Annotated in this window: 19 protein-coding genes; 10 read left to right on the top strand and 9 right to left on the bottom strand. The window is 64.4% G+C overall.

All coding sequences use genetic code 11. The features are described 5' to 3' along the window. Positions 1-4: 4 nt before the first annotated feature. Positions 5-1,153, bottom strand: a complete 1,149-nt coding sequence (locus P7A97_RS06625; protein ID WP_277689128.1) for an ABC transporter substrate-binding protein — start codon at positions 1,151-1,153, stop codon at positions 5-7. 348 nt (positions 1,154-1,501) lie between these two features. On the opposite strand from P7A97_RS06625, the gene P7A97_RS06620 reads away from it, so the two are divergent. Further along, positions 1,502-1,816, top strand: a complete 315-nt coding sequence (locus P7A97_RS06620) for a hypothetical protein (protein WP_277689127.1) — start codon at positions 1,502-1,504, stop codon at positions 1,814-1,816. 89 nt (positions 1,817-1,905) lie between these two features. Here P7A97_RS06620 and P7A97_RS06615 read toward each other — a convergent pair whose 3' ends face one another. The 4 genes from P7A97_RS06615 to P7A97_RS06600 form a co-directional block, all read right to left on the bottom strand. Then, on the bottom strand, positions 1,906-2,826 hold the full coding sequence (locus tag P7A97_RS06615) for a biotin-dependent carboxyltransferase family protein (protein ID WP_277689126.1): 921 nt from the start codon (positions 2,824-2,826) through the stop codon (positions 1,906-1,908). Beyond that, positions 2,823-3,497, bottom strand: coding sequence for a 5-oxoprolinase subunit PxpB (gene pxpB, locus P7A97_RS06610; RefSeq protein WP_277689125.1), 675 nt, complete (start codon positions 3,495-3,497; stop codon positions 2,823-2,825). The genes P7A97_RS06615 and pxpB overlap by 4 nt, the downstream gene beginning before the upstream one ends. Next, positions 3,494-4,240, bottom strand: a complete 747-nt coding sequence (locus P7A97_RS06605; RefSeq protein WP_277689124.1) for a 5-oxoprolinase subunit PxpA — start codon at positions 4,238-4,240, stop codon at positions 3,494-3,496. The genes pxpB and P7A97_RS06605 overlap by 4 nt, the downstream gene beginning before the upstream one ends. Positions 4,241-4,388: 148 nt before the next feature. Beyond that, on the bottom strand, positions 4,389-5,552 hold the full coding sequence (locus P7A97_RS06600) for a type III PLP-dependent enzyme (protein WP_277689123.1): 1,164 nt from the start codon (positions 5,550-5,552) through the stop codon (positions 4,389-4,391). A 573-nt stretch (positions 5,553-6,125) separates the two neighbouring features. On the opposite strand from P7A97_RS06600, the gene P7A97_RS06595 reads away from it, so the two are divergent. The 5 genes from P7A97_RS06595 (at position 6,126) to P7A97_RS06575 (ending at position 13,140) form a co-directional block, all read left to right on the top strand. Beyond that, positions 6,126-7,709: a peptide chain release factor 3 gene (locus P7A97_RS06595; RefSeq protein WP_277689122.1), complete on the top strand. Its 1,584-nt coding sequence runs from the start codon at positions 6,126-6,128 to the stop codon at positions 7,707-7,709. Positions 7,710-8,044: 335 nt separating this feature from the next. After that, positions 8,045-8,656, top strand: a complete 612-nt coding sequence (gene betI, locus P7A97_RS06590) for a transcriptional regulator BetI (RefSeq protein ID WP_277689121.1) — start codon at positions 8,045-8,047, stop codon at positions 8,654-8,656. Continuing rightward, the gene (gene betB, locus P7A97_RS06585) at positions 8,653-10,116 is read left to right on the top strand and encodes a betaine-aldehyde dehydrogenase (protein ID WP_277689120.1); all 1,464 of its coding nucleotides are present in this window, start codon (positions 8,653-8,655) and stop codon (positions 10,114-10,116) included. The genes betI and betB overlap by 4 nt, the downstream gene beginning before the upstream one ends. A 16-nt stretch (positions 10,117-10,132) precedes the next feature. Beyond that, positions 10,133-11,821, top strand: coding sequence for a choline dehydrogenase (gene betA / locus P7A97_RS06580; protein WP_277689119.1), 1,689 nt, complete (start codon positions 10,133-10,135; stop codon positions 11,819-11,821). Between the two features lie 104 nt (positions 11,822-11,925). After that, on the top strand, positions 11,926-13,140 hold the full coding sequence (locus P7A97_RS06575) for a BCCT family transporter (RefSeq protein ID WP_277689118.1): 1,215 nt from the start codon (positions 11,926-11,928) through the stop codon (positions 13,138-13,140). A gap of 97 nt (positions 13,141-13,237) precedes the next feature. Here the strand turns inward: P7A97_RS06575 and P7A97_RS06570 are convergent, their stop codons facing one another. Further along, a complete protein-coding gene (locus P7A97_RS06570; RefSeq protein WP_277689117.1) occupies positions 13,238-13,843 on the bottom strand; it encodes a 3'-5' exonuclease in 606 nt (201 codons plus the stop codon). A gap of 8 nt (positions 13,844-13,851) precedes the next feature. Next, a complete protein-coding gene (locus P7A97_RS06565) occupies positions 13,852-14,331 on the bottom strand; it encodes an NYN domain-containing protein (protein ID WP_277689116.1) in 480 nt (159 codons plus the stop codon). A 112-nt stretch (positions 14,332-14,443) separates the two neighbouring features. Here P7A97_RS06565 and P7A97_RS06560 point away from each other — a divergent pair, with 112 nt between their 5' ends. Together P7A97_RS06560 and P7A97_RS06555 are read left to right on the top strand one after the other, a co-directional pair. Beyond that, positions 14,444-15,118: a hypothetical protein gene (locus P7A97_RS06560; RefSeq protein ID WP_277689115.1), complete on the top strand. Its 675-nt coding sequence runs from the start codon at positions 14,444-14,446 to the stop codon at positions 15,116-15,118. A 72-nt stretch (positions 15,119-15,190) separates the two neighbouring features. Then, the gene (locus P7A97_RS06555) at positions 15,191-15,589 is read left to right on the top strand and encodes a VOC family protein (protein ID WP_277689114.1); all 399 of its coding nucleotides are present in this window, start codon (positions 15,191-15,193) and stop codon (positions 15,587-15,589) included. A gap of 12 nt (positions 15,590-15,601) precedes the next feature. On the opposite strand, the gene P7A97_RS06550 is transcribed toward P7A97_RS06555, so the two are convergent. After that, entirely contained in the window at positions 15,602-16,333 is a 732-nt protein-coding gene (locus P7A97_RS06550) for a transporter substrate-binding domain-containing protein (RefSeq protein WP_277689113.1), read from the bottom strand. A 3-nt stretch (positions 16,334-16,336) separates the two neighbouring features. Continuing rightward, entirely contained in the window at positions 16,337-17,179 is an 843-nt protein-coding gene (locus P7A97_RS06545; protein WP_277689112.1) for an SDR family oxidoreductase, read from the bottom strand. A 209-nt stretch (positions 17,180-17,388) separates the two neighbouring features. On the opposite strand from P7A97_RS06545, the gene P7A97_RS06540 reads away from it, so the two are divergent. After that, complete coding sequence (locus P7A97_RS06540) at positions 17,389-18,129, top strand: transporter substrate-binding domain-containing protein (RefSeq protein ID WP_277689111.1); 741 nt, start codon at positions 17,389-17,391, stop codon at positions 18,127-18,129. A gap of 179 nt (positions 18,130-18,308) precedes the next feature. Beyond that, positions 18,309-20,111 (top strand): ABC transporter ATP-binding protein/permease, encoded by a 1,803-nt coding sequence (locus P7A97_RS06535; protein WP_277689110.1) that lies wholly within the window; start codon positions 18,309-18,311, stop codon positions 20,109-20,111. The last annotated feature ends 131 nt before the right edge of the window (positions 20,112-20,242 follow it).

Genomic DNA, 20,242 nt, shown 5'->3' with positions numbered 1-20,242 from the left:
AGGCTTAGCGCATCTGCTGCACCGGCACTGCGCGGCCGCCTTCGACTCGCGTGAGGTAGACGGCGTCCGATCCTTGATGATCGCCAGGGGCGAACGCCACACGGAAACCGCCCAGATCGACATCCAGCGACTCCAGCACCTCAACGAGGCGGGCGCGCGTTGGCTGTGGCCCGCTACGGCGCAAAGCCTCGACCAGCACCGCAGCATCTATATAGCCTTCCAGCGAGGCATAGCCTCTTGGCACGCGCCCCATGGCCGCCTGATATTCGCGCACCAGCGGCAACGATGCGTCATGGGGTGAAGGCACCACCTGAGAGATGTACACGCCCTCGCCGGCAGCCCCCGCCTCGGCAATGAAATCCTCGGTACCGACGAAGGACACGCTAAAGAAGCGTGCCGGCATATCCAGTTCCCGGGCCTGGCGCACCGCAGCTGCCATCTGCCTGTAGGTCCCCACGAAGAAGATTGCTTGCGGCTGCGACGCGCGCAGGGCCTGCAGCGCCGGACCGACCTCCAATGAATTGCGCAGGAAACGCTGCTCGGCACTGACCGTCAGATCGCGCTTGTGCAGCGCACCCGCCAACCCACTCTTGACCGTCTCGCCAAAGGAGTCGTCCTGCATCAGCAAGGCGACGCGCTGAAAACCAAGATCGTCGGTGATCCCGGCCACCAATGCTTCGATCTCATCGAAATAGGAGGCCCGCACATTGAACACCCAGCGATGCACCGGCTCGCGCAACACCTTGGCTCCAGTGAACGGAAACAGATAAGGCACGCGCGCCGCCAGGACGCCGGGCATGGCCGCGCGCGAGGTCGGGGTGCCGACAAAACCGAGCAGCGCAAATACTTCACCGGAGTCAATCAACTCCTGACTCAGCCTGGCGGTGTTCTGTGGCTCGTAGCCGTCGTCGCGCAGCGACAAGGTCAGTTTCCGACCGTGCACACCGCCGGCGACATTGATCTTGTGGAAATACGCTTCGACCCCGGCGCGAACACCACGCCCCAATCCGGCTGCGGGCCCGCTTTGGGCATTGACCATGCCCAGGCGCACCTCACCGACTGAAACGCCCTCCTCGGCACGCAGCGAAGTGCAGAACAGCAGGCAGACAGAAACAGAGAAACCGCACAACAACTGCCGCAACATCTTCGACATCCCAACTGGACTCATCAGTGGAGGCCCTTCTCTTATATACGTCCCTGGCAAAGCAGCGGGCTGACACCAGCGGCGAGCCCTGTGCTCCAGCTTAGCGTTGCTGGCGGCAAGACTCACGCGAGATGCGCACGAAAAAATCTAATTTATTGATCATGGAGCCTTGAGCAAACTTACACGAGAAGCGGCTTTTCAAGCCTTACTAAAGCCCCGCACCCCTCGATAATACTGGGCTAGACAAACTATCAACAGCATCGATTAACACCATTGCCAGCTTCAAATTTTCTATCGAATTTATCTAAGTAACATGAGCCCCGTAGTTAGATTCCAGCCCAATACGGAGCCCCCATCATGAAAAAGCAAATTCTCGCCGCCCTGTTCATCTCCACCGTCACCCTCAGCGGCCTGAGCTTGGCCGAAGACGGATACGACCGCACCATTGCCGAGGACGGCTTTGATCGTACTGGTATCAAGGTCGCCGAAGACGGCTTCGACCGCACCGGCATCAAGGTTGCCGAGGACGGCTCCGACCGCACTGGCATCAAGGTTGCCGAAGACGGCTCCGACCGCACCGGCATCAAGGTTGCCGAAGACGGCTCCGACCGCACTGGTATCAAGGTCGCCGAAGACGGCTTCGACCGCACTGGCGCCAGCCAAATCGGCTGAGCGCTCCCACACAGTCAAGGCACAGGCAACAATGCAGCTGATTGCGCTCCCGCCGAAGGCGCCCTCATGGCGTCTTCGGCATGTTCGGCTCAGCGGCCAAAGAAACGGTAGAACTCGCGCAGGTCACGCTGCACATCACCGACACCGACCAGGGTAAAGCTTAGGCTCTGCCGCGGCCTACACTGCGCCAGACGCCACTGATCCAACGGGTGCAACCAACCCAGGATCGGGTAACCGCCCATGGTCTGATGATCCGCCTGCAGGATGATCGGCTGCCCATCTGGCGGCACCTGAATGCAACCGCGCACCACACCCAGCGACCACTCGCGCTGCGGTGCCTGCAATGGCTCGCCGTACAGCCGTGCGCCCATGCGGTCACTTTGCGGCTCGAGCCGCCAATGCTGAGTGAAAAAGGCCTTTAGCTGCTCCGGCGCGAATGCTGCGGCATCCCCCCCGGTCATCACCCGCAGCGATGCAACAGCCTGATAATCCGGCCGGTAACACCAGGGCACGCTGGCGCCACGCGAGAAATTGCCACTATCCGCGACCAGCAGATCCCCCACTTGCAGTGCCTCGCCTCGGCCTTGTAAACCGCCGAGCCCCTCACGCGCCTGGGTGGCGACACTGCCCAGCACCCGGGGCGCGCGGAAGCCGCCTGCCGCCGCGAGGTAGGCACGCTGGCCACTGGGCGCATAGCCAAACTGCAAATGCTGCCCGGCACGCACACGAAAGCGCGACCAGTTCATCACCGGCCTGCCATCCAGACTCACCGGCAAATCGGCCCCGCTCACGGCCAGCCAGAGTTCGCCCTCAGCCTCGAACTGTAGGCCTCCCAGGGCCATTTCCAGTACACAGGTTCCCCAGGCATTACCCAGCAGACGATTGGCCCAGGCCGCGGCATGCCAGTCCAGCGGACCACTGGGCGATACGCCCAGGTGCTGCCAGCCCGTGCGCCCCGCATCCTGCAGCAGGCTCAGCGGCCCCGGCTTGATCACACGCAGAGCACTCAAAGGGCCAATTCCCGACGGTAACGCCGCTCATCCACCGCCACGAAACGTACCCGATCCCCCAGCGCCAGCGGGCAGGGTGGATTACGCCTGGCATCAAACAGACGCCAGGGGCACAGCCCCAGCAGGTGCCAGCCACCGGGAGAGGCCTGCGGATAGATGGCCGTCTGCCGTTCGGCAATCGCCAGGCTGCCGGCTGGCACCTGGGTACGTGGCGTCGCGCGGCGCGGCAGCGCCAGTGCTTCGGGCAGCTCGCCCAGATAGGCGAAGCCCGGCGCGAAGCCGATAGCACCTACCCGATACTCCACCGCGCCGTGCAACTCGATCACCCGCTCGACCGTCAGACCGCAACGCCGCGCGACCTCACCCAAATCGGCGCCGGCATACCACACCGGAATCTCGTGCAGGGCACCGGCAGCGCTCGCCTCATCGGCCTGCTGCCACGGCTGCAGGAGCGGCGCCAGGCGCTCGGCCAGGGCCAGATGGTCGGTTCGCTGCAGGTCATAGTGCAGCAGCAGGCTGGTCCACCCCGGCACCAGATCGGTCAGCAGCGGCCCCAGCTCAGCGCGGATACGCTCGGCCAACCGAGCGATACGCAACGGCAAGCTGGCATCCGGCCGCTCGGCCAGCACCAGCAACAAAGCCTCGGCACCGGCTGGCTCAAGACGCATCACAGAGCGTCCAGCTGTGCTCGCAGCCGCCGCAGTACCGCCAGCGACTCGGCGTTGTCGCCATGCACGCAAAGACTGTCGGCAGACAACTGCAGTGGTTTGCCGTCGATATCGGCGAAAGCTTCACCACGGGCGATGGCCAGCGCCTGGTCGAGAATCCGTGCAGGCTCATGATGCACGGCACCGGCCAGGCGCCGAGGCGCCAGCTGGCCATCGGCCTGGTAGGCGCGGTCGGCGAAGGCCTCGAACAGCAGCGGCACGCCAGCCGCCTCGGCCAGGCACCGCTCGCGCGAATTGTCGGCCAGGGCCAGCACCATCAGCGGCAGCCCCTCACGGTAGCGGGCGCAGGCACTCAGCACGGCAATCAGCAAGGCATCGTCGCGTACCAGGTCGTTGTACAGCGCGCCATGCGGCTTGACGTAGGCGACCTGGGTGCCGGCGGCGCGGCAGAAGGCGTCCAGCGCACCGAGCTGGTACAGCACCAGGGCACTGACCTCCTCCGGCGAGCAGGCCAGGTGGCGGCGGCCGAAGCCCTGCAGGTCGGGATAGGACGGATGGGCGCCGATGGCCACGCCATGTTGCCGCGCCAGTAGCACACTGCGCTGCATGATCAGCGGGTCACCGGCGTGGAAGCCGCAGGCCAGGTTGGCCTGGTCGACCAGCGGCATGGCGTGCTCGTCGTCGCCCATGCGCCAGGCGCCGTAGCTTTCGCCCATGTCGCAGTTGAGGAGGATACGTGTCTTCATGCCAGCAGCTTAAAGCCCTGCCGGATGATGGGAAAGCCACAGGAGGGGCCTTGGCCGCGACAAGAAGGGCAGCAGACGTTCGCGGCCAAGGCCCCTCCCACACAAACAAAACCCCGCCGAAGCGGGGTTTGTCTGCAAGCGCAAGCACTCAGATATAGAAAGCCTTCAGCGGCGGGAAGCCGTTGAACTCCACCGCGCTGTAGCTGGTGGTATAGGCGCCGGTGGACAGCCAGTACAGGCGGTCTTCGGCGGACAAGTTCAGCGGCAGGCCGTACTTGTAGTTCTCGTACATGATGTCGGCGCTGTCGCAGGTCGGGCCGGCGATCACCACTTCTTCCATCTCGCCCTTCTTCTCGGTCCAGATGGGGAACTTGATGGCCTCGTCCATGGTTTCGATCAGGCCGCTGAACTTGCCCACGTCGGTGTACACCCAGCGCTCCACGGCGGTACGCGACTTGCGCGCCACCAGCACGACTTCGCTGACCAGGATGCCGGCGTTGGCGATCAGCGAACGGCCCGGTTCGAGGATGATTTCCGGCAGTTCGTCGCCGAAGTCTTCCTTGAGGAAGCGGGTAATTTCCTGGGCGTAGGTTTCCAGGTCATTGGTGCGCTGGATGTAGTTGGCCGGGAAGCCGCCGCCCATGTTGATCATCTTCAGGGTGATGCCGTCTTCTTCCTTGAGGCGCTCGAAGATCACCTTGACCTTGGCAATGGCGGCATCCCACACGTCGATGTCGCGCTGCTGCGAGCCGACATGGAAGGAAATGCCGTAGGGCTCCAGGCCCAGCTGCTTGGCCAGCACCAGCAGGTCCAGGGCCATGTCCGGGTTGCAGCCGAACTTGCGCGACAGCGGCCAGTCGGCACTGGTCGAGCCTTCGGTGAGGATACGCACATAGATCTTCGAGCCCGGCGCGGCCTTGGCGATGTTGCGCAGGTCGGCTTCGGAGTCGGTGGAGAACAGGCGCACGCCCTTCTCGTAGAAGTAGCGGATGTCGCGGGCTTTCTTGATGGTGTTGCCGTAGCTGATACGCTCCGGGCCGACGCCGGCGCTCATCACCTTGTCCAGCTCGTAGATCGAGGCGATGTCGAAGCTGGAGCCTTTGTCGCGCAGCAGCTCGGTGATCTCGATGGCCGGGTTGGCCTTCACCGCGTAGTAGATCTTGGCGAACGGAAAGCAGTTGACCAGCTGATCATAGGCATCGGCGATGGTCTGCTTGTCGATCACCACGAAGGGGGTTTCCTTCTGATCGGCAAGCGCCTTCATGCGCTTGAAAGTTTCGGGTGCGAAATAGTCTTCGACCTTGATCGACATGCGTGGGACTCCCTTTGGGCAAAACCAGGAACACTGTTATTCGGGCAGCTGAACCAGCCACAGGTTCAATTGCCCGTCGGGGGTGGCCGTGGAAGGCCGGAACGTCTGATCAGTTTCCCCACTTTGGTTCGCCTACTTCCCAAGGCATGTCGCCGAGTCGCTGCTCGTTACAGCTGCAGCACCGGAGGGCCTTGCAGAATCATCATGGCTAGGCGCTTCGCCGCAGACAGTAGATTGACTACGGCAAGGCGGAGAACAACGCCAGGGTGGTTCTGCAAGGCTCTCCGAGTCTCTCGTCGTCAGTACTTGAGCCGGATGGATCGTTGCCAGCATGGACGTTCGGGCGCGAACTTTAGGATCAAGAAACCCTGTTAGCAACCAAAAATTGCCGCAGTTTTACACTCGATTGTCGCTTGCCCGATTGATTGTTTTTTATCCCAAACAAAACGTCCGAAATGCTGCACAAAACCAGCATTGACGCGGCTCGCCGGCCGGCCGCCGCAGGCCTCTTCTTTATCGGTATAATCGCCGCCTTTTTTGACACTCCGACGAGTCCGTCGACAGGTTCCCCGCATGAGCATCCAGGCCAAAGAAGTCGCCAAACGCCGCACGTTTGCGATCATCTCCCACCCCGACGCCGGTAAGACCACCATTACCGAGAAGCTACTGCTGATGGGCAAGGCGATCGAGGTCGCTGGTACGGTGAAGTCGCGCAAATCCGACCGCCACGCCACGTCCGACTGGATGGAAATGGAGAAACAGCGCGGCATCTCCATCACCACCTCGGTGATGCAGTTCCCCTACCGCGAGCACATCATCAACCTGCTCGACACCCCCGGCCACGAAGACTTCTCGGAAGACACCTACCGCACCCTGACCGCGGTGGACTCGGCGCTGATGGTGCTCGACGGCGGTAAGGGCGTGGAGCCGCGCACCATCGCCCTGATGGACGTGTGCCGCCTGCGCGACACGCCCATCGTCAGCTTCATCAACAAGCTCGACCGCGACATTCGAGACCCCATCGAACTGCTCGACGAAATCGAAGCGGTACTGAAGATCAGGGCCGCGCCGATCACCTGGCCAATCGGCTGCTACAAGGACTTCAAGGGCGTCTACCACCTGACCGGCGACTACATCATCGTCTACACCCCCGGTCACGGCCACGAGCGCACCGAAGCCAGGATCATCCAGAACCTCGACTCCGATGAAGCCCGCGCTCACCTGGGCGACATGTACGAGCGCTTCGTCGAGGAACTGGAGCTGGTGCAGGGCGCCTGCCACGAGTTCGAGCCGGACGCCTTCCTCAAGGGCGAGATGACCCCGGTGTTCTTCGGCACCGCCCTGGGCAACTTCGGCGTGGATCACGTGCTCGACGCCGTGGTCGACTGGGCGCCCAAGCCGCTGGCGCGGGTGGCCAACGAGCGCAGCGTGGAGCCGGAGGAAGAGAAGTTCAGCGGCTTCGTATTCAAGATCCAGGCGAACATGGACCCCAAGCACCGCGACCGCATCGCCTTCATGCGCATCTGCTCGGGCAAGTACAGCCAGGGCATGAAGATGCGCCACGCGCGCCTGGGCAAGGACGTGCGCGTCGGCGACGCCTTGACCTTCTTCTCCAGCGAACGTGAGCAGCTAGAAGAGGCCTACGCTGGCGACATCATCGGCCTGCACAACCACGGCACCATCCAGATCGGCGACACCTTCACCGAAGGCGAGAGCCTGGGCTTCACCGGCATCCCGCACTTCGCCCCGGAACTGTTCCGTCGCGTGCGCCTGAAGGACCCGCTGAAATCCAAGCAGCTGCGCCAGGGCCTGCAGGAGCTGGCCGAGGAAGGCGCGACCCAGGTGTTCTTCCCCGAGCGCAACAACGACATCATCCTCGGCGCCGTCGGTGTGCTGCAGTTCGATGTGGTCGCCAGCCGCCTGAAGGAGGAATACAAGGTTGAGTGCGCCTACGAGGCGATCAACGTCTGGTCGGCGCGCTGGATCGAGTGCAGCGACGAGAAGAAGCTCAAGGAGTTCAAGGACAAGGCCTTCGAGAACCTGGCCGTCGACGGCGGTGGCCATCTCACCTACCTGGCGCCGACCCGCGTCAACCTGAGCCTGATGGAAGAGCGCTGGCCGGAGGTGAAGTTCCGCGCCACCCGCGAACACCACTGATCGCTGCTCACCGAGAAAGGGCGCGCTCCGCAAGGACCGCGCCCTTTTTCTTTGCCTGATGTTCCTAGTGGCAATCGATGCTTGCGATGCCAAGCATCGCGGCTGAAGCGGAATGCCGCCCAGCCGCTCCCACAACGTCATATCCAGGCTTCTGTGGGAGCGACTTCAGTCGCGATTGGCGCCCCCAAGCAAAACACTCTCCACACCCAACCGGCAGCCAACTATCACGTTAGCGTCACGTTCGAAGAAATTTTCAGAACTTGACCGACAAAGGTTGCACGCAGACAGAAGACTTGTTTAAGGTTTTTTTAATTGAACGTTCAATCAATAAAAATATGCCTAAAGTCGGAATCAAAGAAACCCGTCGTCAGCAGCTGATCCAGGCCACCCTGGAGTCCATCGCCGAGCTGGGCCTGCAGGACACCACCATCCTCAGCATCAGCGGCAAGGCGCGCCTGTCGTCGGGGATCATCAGCCACTACTTCGGCGGCAAGCAGGGCCTGATCGAAGCCGCCCTGCGCCAGCTGCTGGAGCAGCTGCGCCAGGACCTGCTCAAGCGCCTGGGCGACGGCCAGGTCAGCGCCGAGCAGCGCCTGCTGGCCATCGTCGAGGCCAACTTCAGCGAGTTCCAGCGCTCCGAGCTGGCCGGGCGCACCTGGCTCAGCTTCTGGGCGCGCGCCGCCCACGAGCCGGGCCTGGCGCGCCTGCAGCGCATCAACAACCGGCGCCTGTACAGCAACCTGCGCTACGCCTTCGGCCTCTGCCTGCCGGCCGCAGCTGCCAGCGATGCCGCCAGCCAGGCAGCCGCGATGATCGATGGCTTCTGGTTGCGCAGCACGCTGGGCAACGCCCCGGCCGCCGACTTCGCCGCCGCCGAGCGCCTGTGCAAGGGCTTCGTCATGGCCTGCCTGCGCGCCCACTCTGCCAAGGAGACCCCGAACACATGAACCTGCCCCGCCACCTCAACTACATCCACGGTCGCCCACTGGCCAATGCCAGCGGCGAAACCTTCGACGTGATCAACCCCGCCACCGGCGAGGTGATCTACCAGGTGGAAGTAGCCGACGAATCCATCCTCGCCGCCGCCCTGGACAGCGCCGCCGAAGGCCAGCGCCAGTGGGCCGCACTCGGCGCCGTGGAGCGCAGCCGCATCCTGCTGCGCGCCGTGGCCCTGCTGCGCGAACGTAATGACGAGCTGGCCGCCATCGAAGTGCGCGACACCGGCAAGCCGTGGCAGGAAGCCGCGGTAGTGGACGTGCAGACCGGTGCCGACTCCATCGAGTTCTTCGCCGGCCTGGCACCGATGATCGAAGGCAACCAACAGGATCTGGGCGCGGACTTCTACTACACCCGCCGCGAGCCGCTGGGCATCTGCGCCGGTATCGGTGCATGGAACTACCCGCTACAGATTGCCTGCTGGAAGTCGGCACCAGCACTGGCCTGCGGCAACAGCATGATCTTCAAGCCGTCCGAGGAAACCCCGCTGGGCGCGCTGAAACTGGCCGAGATCTTCAGCGAGGCCGGCGTACCGGCCGGTGTGTTCAACGTGGTCCAGGGCGCCGGTAAGGTCGGCGCCTGGCTGGCCGAGCAGCCGCAGATCGCCAAGGTGTCCTTCACCGGGCAGATCAGCACCGGGCAGAAGGTCATGGCCGCCGCCGCCGGCTCGCTCAAGGAAGTGACCATGGAGCTGGGTGGCAAGTCGCCGCTGATCATTTTCGACGACGCCGACCTGGATAACGCGGTGTCCGCCGCCCTGCTCGGCAACTTCTACACCCAGGGCGAGATCTGCACCAACGGCACCCGCGTGTTCGTCCACGACAGCCTGCACGACGCCTTCCTCGAACGCCTGCTGCAGCGCGTGCGCGACAACGTCCGCATGGGTGACCCGATGGACCCGGACACCAACTTCGGCGCGCTGATCTCCCGCGCCCATCGCGACAAGGTGCTCGGCTACATCGCCAGCGGCCTGGAAGACGGCGCGCGTCTGGCCTGCGGCGGCCACGCTGCAAGCCCTGCCTCGGCGCCGGGCGGCTACTTCGTCGAGCCCACCGTATTCGTCGACTGCCGCGACGACATGCGCATCTGCCGCGAGGAAATCTTCGGCCCGGTGATGAGCGTGCTGCGCTTCCACGACGAAGCCGACGTGCTGCGCCGCGCCAACGACACCGACGCCGGGCTGGCCGCCGGCGTATTCACCCGCGACATCCGCCGCGCTCACCGCATGGTCGCCGGCCTGCAGGCCGGCATCTGCTGGATCAACGCCTACGGCGCCTCGCCGGCGCAGATGCCGGTGGGCGGCTACAAGCTGTCCGGCATCGGCCGCGAGAACGGCCTGGCCACCCTCAACCACTACACCCAACTCAAGGCCGTCTATGTCGGCATGGAGGACCTGCAGAGCCCTTTCTAAGGGCCGGGAGTCACGCATGACTTATTCTTCTGAGTACGACTACATCATCGTGGGTGCCGGCTCCGCCGGCTGCGTCCTGGCCAACCGCCTCAGTGCGGACGGCGCCCACCGCGTGCTGTTGCTGGAAACCGGCGGCAGCGACAAGAGCATCTTCATCCAGATGCCCACCGCGCTCTCCATTCCGATGAACACCCGCAAGTACGCGTGGCAGTTCACCACCGAGCCCGAGCCCTATCTCGACAACCGCCAGATGCACTGCCCGCGCGGCAAGGTGCTGGGCGGCTCGTCGTCGATCAATGGCATGGTCTATGTGCGCGGTCATGCCGACGACTTCGACGAGTGGCAACAACTCGGCGCCCAGGGCTGGGACTACGCCCATTGCCTGCCCTACTTCCGCAAGGCGGAGAGCTGGGCCTTTGGCGGCGACGACTACCGCGGCACAGACGGCCCGCTCGGGGTGAACAACGGCAACAACATGCAGAACCCGTTGTACCGCGCCTTCATCGACGCCGGTGTGCAGGCCGGCTACCCGGCCACCGCCGACTACAACGGCGCGCAGCAGGAAGGCTTCGGCGCCATGCACATGACCGTCAAGAACGGCCGCCGCTGGTCCACCGCCAACGCCTACCTGCGCCCAGCCATGGCCCGCGACAACCTCAAGGTGATCACCCACGCGCTGGTCGAGCGCGTGCTGCTCGACGGCCAGCGCGCGGTCGGCGTGCGCTTCCAGCAAAACGGCAAGGTGCAGGAAGTCCGCGCCAGCCGCGAGGTCATCCTCAGTGCAGGCCCCATCGGCTCGCCGCACCTGCTGCAGCTGTCCGGCATCGGCCGGGCGGATGTGCTCAAGGCCGCCGGCATCGCCGTGCAGCACGAGCTGCCGGGCGTCGGCGAAAACCTGCAGGACCACCTGGAGTTCTACTTCCAGTACCGCTGCCAGCAGCCGATCACCCTCAACGGCAAGCTCGACCTGTGGAGCAAGTTCCTCATCGGCACGCGCTGGCTGCTGAAGAAGGACGGCCTGGGCGCGACCAACCATTTCGAGTCCTGCGCCTTTATCCGCTCGACGGCCGACAGCCCCTGGCCGGATATGCAGTACCACTTCCTGCCGGCGGCGATGCGCTACGACGGCAAGGAGGCCTTCGACGGCCACGGCTTCCAGTTGCACGTAGGGCACAACAAGCCGAAGAGCCGCGGCTTCGTCCGGGCGCTCAGCGCAGACCCGACGATTGCGCCGCAGATCCGCTTCAACTACCTGCAGCACGAGGACGACCGTGCCGGCTTCCGCGCCTGCGTACGGCTGACCCGCGAGATCATCGAGCAACCGGCGATGGACGCCTATCGCGGTGACGAGATCCAGCCCGGCGCCGACGTGCAGAGCGACGAGCAGATCGACCGCTTCGTGCGCCAGGCCGTGGAGAGCGCCTACCACCCCTGCGGCACCTGCCGCATGGGCGAGGACGAACTGGCGGTAGTCGATTCCGAGACTCGTGTGCGTGGCCTGCAAGGGCTGCGCGTGGTGGACTCCTCGCTGTTCCCGAGCATCCCCAACGGCAACCTCAACGCGCCGACCATCATGCTCGCCGAGCGCGCCGCCGACCTGATCCTCGGCCGCCAGCCGCTGGCACCGAGCAGTGCCCCGGTGGCGCTGGCCGAACGCAGCGGCCAGCAGCAACGCCCGCACGCCCCGCAGCGCCGCGTCAACTGATCCCCCGGCGCGCCTCCCACGAGGCGCGCCGCATAACGCCAATTACAGGAGGAGCACCCCATGCTATTGATCAAAGAACCCGTTGCAGCAACCAGGAGGGCGGCATGACTCTCTGGTTATCGATCGGAATGCTGTTCACCTTCGCCGCGATTGCCGCGGTGCTACTGAAATGGGGCAACCTGCGCTGCATCGGCGTGACCCCGGTGAAAACCTTCACCTTCATCGCAATTCTCTTCACCTCGGGCCTGGACGTCGGCCTGATCATGTTCCCCCTCACCGAGTTCGCCGGCTACAGCGACCCGGCCAGCCCCGAGTATGCCTTCGCCAACCCGCTGGCCATCGAGTTCGGCTTCTGGGGCTTCCTCATCTGGGGTTTCTACTTCCTCACCTGCTTCTACTTCTGCGTGATCGAGCCGCGCGTACGCTTCTTCGAGCTGCCGCTGGTCAAGCTGGTGAACAACCTGGTGATCATCGGCACCTGTGCCTTCACCGCCTTCCTGCTGCTGAAGAACCTGCCCTGGTACCTGCCGCAACTGGGCGACGGTGAGCAGCTGCAGCCGAGTTTCTACCTGATCGTGCTGCTGTCCATCGCCATCGCCGTGTACTCCAGCACCCAGCTGCGCTACGTGCGCCTGCTCAGCCTCGGTACCAGTTGGCTGTTTATCGGCCTGATCGCCTACATGTGGGGCGCCGCCTTCCTCGGCGAGCAGGGCAGCGTCGACGACTTCTTCGCCACCGCCGGACTGATCGGCGACTACTTCAACCACCTGGACAGCTTCCTGCTGCCGATCAACGACTACCACGCCTTCTACCTATACTGGTGGTTCTCCTGGAGCATCATGATCGGCCAGTTCACCGCACGCTTCGCCGGCGGCCTGCGCACCTGGCAGCTGCTCGGCGCCATGCTGGTATTCCCGTCGCTGGCCATCGGCGTGTGGTTCAGCGTGCTGTACTTCTACCACCAGCACGCGCTGAACATCGGCGGCATGCTCAACCTGGCAATGGTGGTGGTCGGCGTGAGCATGGTGGTCAACTCGCTGGACTCGCTGATCCGCCTGTACACCGACAACCTCGGTCTCAGCGTCGCCCGCTATGGGCGCACGACCTACATCCTCGGCAACCTGGTCGCGCTCAGCGCACTCACCCTGCTGTTCAAGCTGGAGTTCCTGCAGATCGAGTGGGTCGGCGCGCTGGTGATCGCCCTGTACCTCGGCTGCTTCGCCTACATCCTGCGCTACAAGCGCCGCGAAGTAATGGCCATCGAGGGCTCACCGAAGGAGAACCGCATCGACTACAGCAAGCTGGAACTGGCGGGCTGAGTGGTGCACTTAGGTTGGGTTGAGGCGCGCTGCGCCGAAGCCCAACGGTGCGAAATATTGGGCCTCGCTGCGCTCAACCTACGCGGCCCGACCCAACCTACGCGCTCGCCTTCAACAACGCGCGCACCTTGGCCGCCGAAAGTTTCTGCAGGCCACACAGGTAGGCGTGGTCGGCATCGATGGCATGCCGCTCGCGCAGCAGATCCTGCAGGTGCAGGGTCAGGTTGGCCGCCATCTCGGCATCGGCCAGGGCGCGGTGAGCCTGGCCGGTGCTGGGCAGGCCCACCCAGCTGTTGAGATTGCCCAGCTTGTGGCTGGGCGCCTCCGGCAGCAGGCGCCGCGAGAGCAGCAGGGAACAGGCGAAGTCGCGCTGGCGACGACGGCCAAGCAGATCCAGCTCGGCATCCCAGAACTTGGCATCGAACGCCGCGTTGTGCGCCAGCAAGGGCGCGCCACCGATGAACTCGGCCGCCTCGGCCATCACCTCCGCCACCGGCGGCGCGCTACGCACCATGGCGTTGCTGATGCCGGTGAGCTGCTCGATAAAGGGCGGCACCCAGGCGCCGGCATTCATCAGGCTCTGGTAGCGACCGACGATGCGCCCCTCGGCAATCAGCGCCACACCGATCTCGGTCGGCCGCGCGCCCTGGCTCGGCGACATGCCGGTGGTCTCGAAGTCGATCACGGCAATGGGTTCGGACATCGGTTACCTCAGTTCTTCAACAACAAGGCGCCTTCGACCGGCACGAAGCGGTCGGCGGCGCGAATCAGGGAATTGGCGGTGAGCCCGGCCACGCCATACACACAGCTGCTCACCCCATGGCGAGCGCGGATGCGCTCGAGCAGCAGGTCGAAGTCGCCATCGCCGGAGGCCAGCACCACCTCATCCACCCGTTCGGCAGCCTCCATCACGTCCAGGGTGATGCCCACGTCCCAGTCGCCCTTGGCCGAGCCGTCGCTGCGCTGGATATAGGGTTTGAGCATCACCTCGAAACCGAGGTTGCGCAGAATCTGCTGGAACTGGCGCTGCTTGGCGTCGCCACGGTCGATGGCATAGGCACGCGCCTCGACGATCTCGCCCAGCGCCGCCACCTGGCGCCACAGCTCGGCGTAATGGAAGTGACAACCATGGGCCTGGCGCACGGTGTAGTAGAGGTTCTGCACATCGGCGAACAGGGCGATCTTCTTCACAGCAGGACCATAGGCGAAATGAGCGGCGATTATGCGGCATGCTCATGGTCATGTCCTCGCCCACGGCCATCGGCTAAAGTGAATGGCAGTAGTCCTTTGGTGAAATCTGCCGATGAATCCGCTTAGCGTCCTGCGCGACTCCGCCCACTTCTTCAGCCGCAACCTGCCGTTCATCGCCACGCTGTGTCTGCCGCTGATCGCCGCCGAATGCCTGGCGCGTGCCATCGTCGCCAGCCTCACCGACAGCAGCCAATCTCCCGCCTACGAACTGCTGGTCGGCCTGCTGTTCTACCCGCTATACAGCGCCGCGCTGATTCTCTATCTCGACGCTCGCAGCCAGGGCCAGCGCCCGGCCGTACGCGACCTGCTGGCCGGTTCCCTGCAGCTGTGGCCGGTCTTTGCCGTGCTGGCCGGACTGACCACCCTGCTGATCATGCTCGGCGGCGCGCTGTTCCTGCCGCTGGCCCTGTACCTGATGGTCAAGCTGGCCTTCGCCGAATACCTGCTGGTGCTGCGCGGGCTGGCACCGCTGCAGGCGATGCGTGAAAGCGTGCTGCTCAGCATCGGTCACTTCTGGTCGCTGCTGGCCTGCGTGCTGCTGGTCATCGTGCCGTTGTGGCTACTGGACGACTGGACCCTGCAGCTGCTGGGCGAGCAGCCGGACGCCATCAGCAGCCTGGTGCTGGATATCGTCAACGGCTTCCTGCAGCTGTTCTCCACCGTGGTGCTGTTCCGCTGCTTCATGCTCTGCAGCCAGCGGCCGACCGAGGACAGCCACAGCAGCTGACTCGCGGGACAAGAAAAACGCGAAGCAGCTGCTAGGCTTGGGCGCTTACGCGTCCATCAGGGAAGAGTCCTCATGTCCGAGCCCAACCCCAGCATCCTCTCCCACGTCTCCATCGGCACCAATCAGTTCGACCAGGCCGTGGCCTTCTATGACCGCGTCCTGGCCACACTGGGCTGCAAGCGCATCCTCGAGCACGCTGGCGCCGTCGCCTGGGGCCGCGAGTACCCGGAGTTCTGGGTACAGACACCGATTGATGGCCAGCCGGCCACTGTCAGCAACGGCACGCACTTCGGGTTCGTCGCAAACAGCAAGGACGAGGTGCATGCCTTCTTCGAGGCTGCTGTGGCGGCCGGTGCCACCCCAGATGGACCACCCGGCCCACGCCCGCACTACGGCGAGCCCTATTACGGCTGTTTCGTGCGTGACCTCGACGGGCACAAGATCGAAGCCGCGTACTGGGACATGGCCTGACCTGGCACCGGCTCAGTGGTAAGCCTCGGCCGCGTGTTGTAGCCAGCCTTCGCGCAGCAGCTGCTGCAAGGTATCGATCAGCAGGTCACGCTCATCGCTGTGCCCGGCTGCACGCGATAGCCCCAGGTACAGCGACGTGCTGGCCGGCGGCTGATAGGCAAGCTTGACCAGGCGCTGCGCCAGCTGGGCATCGCGAAGCTGGTAGTCCACCTGGCAGTCGGTGCCGATCAGCAACTCGACGCGCCCGCGCAACAGCATCTTCAGCAGTTGATCCTCGTTCTTTACGCCGACCTTGAGCAGGCTGGTATCGGAATCGAACGGCTCGAAGTAGACCGACTGCAACACGTAACCAATGCGCAAGCCCTGCAGCTGCTGATAGCTGACCAGGCTCTCCGCGCGCTGGGGTGCCCCGTAGAAACGCGGCGCGCAGCCATAGTAGGACGGCTCCAGATAATCGATGTACTGCTCACGCTCCGGGGTACGGGCCAGCCCCGTCATCAAGTCGGCCTGACCGCTGCGCATGTCCTCGAGCGCCCTGGCCCAGGGTTGCAGACGTATCTCGAAGCGCAGCCCGGTACGTTTCTCCAGCTCGCGCAACAGGTCGATATCCAATCCTTCCAACTGACCATCAGCACCGGCCATGCGAAACGGCGGCCAATAGTCGGTGACGACACGCAGCGGCTGCCCCGGCTCCTGCGCCCAGGCACCGGCGCTGCACAGCAGCAACAGGAGCCAGCGCAACATGACTCAGCGCCCGGTCGAACCGGGCTTGAGCCCGGACAGCCGCGGCAGCAGCACGCGCTCGAACAGGCGCGGGAAGAAGCGCGCCAGCAACCGGGCACGCCAGTTGATGTTGGACAGCACCAGCAGGCGCCGCCGGCGCAGCGCTGCCTGGTAGATCGCCTCGGCCACATCCTGAGCCGAGGCTACCTTGCCGATGGCCAGAGGCGGTTGCTGGCTTACCGAGCCATCGCCAACCAGTGCGTTCTTGCGCAGATCAGTGGCAGTAAAGCCGGGGCACACCAGCATCACGTTCACCCCAGACCCCTTGAGCTCGGCACGCAGCGTCTCGAACAGCCCGTGCAAGGCATGCTTGCTGGCGTTGTAGGCGCTGCGATAGAGCAATGGCGCGAAGCCGGACAGCGAGCTGAGCACAATGACCTGGCCGCGCCGTGCGATCAGCCCCGCCAGCGCCGCCTTGGTGCAGTGCACTGCACCGAAGTAGTTGACCGCCATGATGCGCTGGAACACCGCCAGTTCGGTCTCGGCAAAGGTGCTGCGATGGGTGATGCCGGCATTGTTGAGCAGCAGGTCGATGCCACCGAAACGCTCCTCGATCAGTCCCATCGCCTGCTGCACGGCCTGCGCATCGGCGACATCGCAGACCAGGCCGATAGCCTCGCAGCCCAGGTGATCGCCCAGGTGCTGTACCAGGCTTTCCAGCGCCGCTTCCTGCACATCGAGAATGGCCAGCCGCGCACCGGCCTGGGCGAAGCGCATCACCAGCGCCCGGCCGATACCGGCGCAGCCGCCCGTCACGACGACCACCTTGCGCTCGAATACCTTGTTGGCGAAGACCTTGCGATACATGAACGCTCCCGTTTTCTGCCGCTGTGTGCGCCAAATACCTCTTGCAGCATAGTCTCAGCCACTCGCCACCACAGCTACCAGAAACACCCGGCGGCGGCATCGCCACCGCTCGACCAACCGGTCGCCCGCTCGGCTGGACAAAGTCAGGGCGCGCCGCCATGCTCACAGTCGAACTCACAACAAGACGGCCAAGAGCCGCGAAATAGACGATGCGCAGCTCCCTTCTGACTGCACTACTGGCCTGCCTGTATTCCATCACCTGCTGGGCGCAACCCGCCACCGACAGCCAAACCATTAACGTTGGCTACTACGAGTTCCCGCCCTATTCCTGGACAGACGACAACGGCCAGCCGCAGGGCTCGATCCTGACCCTGACCGAACGCCTGCTGCGCCACGCCGGTTACCGTGGCGAATACCGCTCACTGCCGGGAGCGCGCCTGTACATGGCCCTGCAGAATGGCAGCGTGCAGCTCTGGCCCGGTGCCGGCGGCAAGATCGAACTGGCCGGGCACACCTATGAAGCGCGCAACAGCCTGGGTGACTTCAACCTGGTGCTGTACCGCCGCCAGGACACGCCGGCACCACGCATTCCAGAAGGGCTACGCGGCAGGGATGTCATCCTGATCAGCGGTTACAGCTACTGGAAGCAGGTCAACGATATGTTCGCTGACCCGAACCTGGGCATCCTCACCCACCGCACCAGCACCCATGCTTCGGCCCTGGAGATGCTCCTGCGCAAGCGCGGCGACTTCCTGCTCGACTATCAGGCTCCAGTGGAGCAGACCCGCAAATCCCTGGGCCTCTCTCCCCTGCCCTACACCGTGCTGCAAGCCATGCAACTGCGCCTGATCGCCTCGCGCCACGCGCCGGGCAGCCAGCGCCTGCTGGACGATCTGGATCGCGCCTACGACGAACTGCAGGCAGCCGGAGAAGACTTGCACCTGGACTGATTGGCAGCCATCCCGTGTCTGCCGCGAACTTATCGCTGCTGGCGTAGACAAAGCTGCCAGCGCGGCCGCAGTGCTACTATCCCCAACCGGCGCAACGCCCGCGCCAGACACACTTGCCAGCACGTAAACAGACGATTCTCAGGGCAAGTCATTCCCGCACGCACTCCCCGGAAGTCTCTATGGAAATGGATTGGAGTCAGGCACTACAAGAAAGCCTGAGCTGGCTCGCTGTCGCCACCCTCATCACCTTCATCTCCTTCACCGCAGCCGCCGCCCTGGCCATCCGCTTCACCCGTTGGGGTCGCCAGTTCTGGCAGATCGCCGGGCCCTACCTGAGTCCACGGAGCAGCTGGAAACCACTGCTGGTATTCGCCCTGCTGCTGGTGCTGGCACTGTTTTCGGTACGCATGAACGTGCTCTTCTCGTTCTGGTACAACGGCTTCTACAGCGCCCTGCAGGACCTGAACCAGACGGCGTTCTGGTTCCTCCTCGGCGTGTTTGCCGTGCTGGCGACCATCCATGTGCTGCGCGCCCTGTTCAACTACTACGTGACCCAGGCCTTCAGCATCCGCTGGCGCATCTGGCTGACCGAGCGCCTGACCGCCGACTGGATGGACGGCGACGCCTACTACCGCGGCCAGTTCCTCGACACCCCGGTGGACAACCCGGACCAGCGTATCGAGCTGGATGTGAACGCCTTCGTCAGCTACTCGGTGAGCCTGGCCCTCGGCGCCGTCAGTGCGCTGGTCTCGCTGGTCGCCTTCACCGCCATCCTCTGGGGCCTGTCGGCGCCGCTGACCGTGGCCGGCGTGGAAATCCCGCGGGCCATGGTGTTCGCCGTGTACCTCTACGTGATCATCGCCACCTGGATCGCCTTCCGCCTCGGCCGACCGCTGATCCGCCTGAACTTCCTCAACGAAAAACTCACCGCCAACTTCCGCTACGCCCTGATGCGCCTGCGCGAATATGCCGAGAACGTGGCCTTCTACCAGGGCTCAGCGATTGAGCGCGGCACCCTGCTGGGACGCTTCTCGGCGCTGATCGGCAACGTCTGGGCGCTGGTCTATCGCAGCCTGAAGTTCGACGGTTTCAACCTGGCCGTCAGCCAGGTGGCGGTGGTGTTCCCCTTCATCCTGCAGGCGCCGCGCTTCTTCAGTGGCGCGATCAAACTGGGCGACGTGATGCAGACCTCCCAGGCCTTCGGCCAGGTACAGGATTCGCTGTCGTTCTTCCGCTCCTCCTACGACACCTTCGCCCAGTACCGCGCCACGCTGGACCGCTTGACCGGCTTCCTCGACGCCAACCAGCAGTCGCGCGACCTGCCGCGCGTGGCGCGCATCAGCCAGTCCCAGACCCTGGACATTATCGGCATGCAGGTGCAGCGCCCGGACGGCCACCTGCTGCTGAAGGACCTCAACCTGAATCTGCAGCCAGGCCAGGCGTTGCTGATCAAGGGCCCGTCCGGCAGTGGCAAGACCACTCTGTTGCGTGCCCTGGCCGGTCTGTGGCCCTACGCCGAAGGCGAAGTGAGGGGCCCAGGCGGCACTGAAGCGCTGTTCCTCTCGCAACGCCCGTACCTGCCGCTGGGCGACCTGCGCACCGCCATCGCCTACCCCGGCACCAGCGCGCCGGGCGACGACGAGCGTCTGCAGCAGGCCCTGCGCCAGGTCAACCTGGCCCACCTGGCCGACCGCCTGGATATCAGCAGTGACTGGTCGCGCATTCTCTCCATTGGCGAGCAGCAGCGCCTGGCTTTCGCCCGGGTGTTGTTCAACCGGCCGCGCATCGTCTTCCTCGACGAGTCGACCTCGGCCATGGACGAGGGGCTGGAGCACGCGCTGTATTCGCTTCTGCGCAACGAGATGCGCGACAGCATGCTGGTCAGCGTCGGCCACCGCACCACCCTGGCCGGCTTCCACAGCCACCGTCTGGAGCTGGATGGCCAGGGCGCCTGGCTGATGACCGAGCAGAGCAACGCGTAAGCCGCGTCAGCTGCCGGCTCCGTGCCGGCGGGGGCCCGACATTTCCGGTCTATCGCGGATTCAGGGAAAGAGGCAACTTGCGAGCTGGCAAATGCATGTCAGCTCGCATGTTGTAGACGGGACAAGGCCGA

This window comes from Pseudomonas sp. GOM6, assembly GCF_029537485.1.
Taxonomy (GTDB): Bacteria; Pseudomonadota; Gammaproteobacteria; order Pseudomonadales; family Pseudomonadaceae; genus Aquipseudomonas.
Note: the sequence above shows the minus strand (reverse complement) of the source record. Positions and strands in the feature narration are given on the sequence as shown.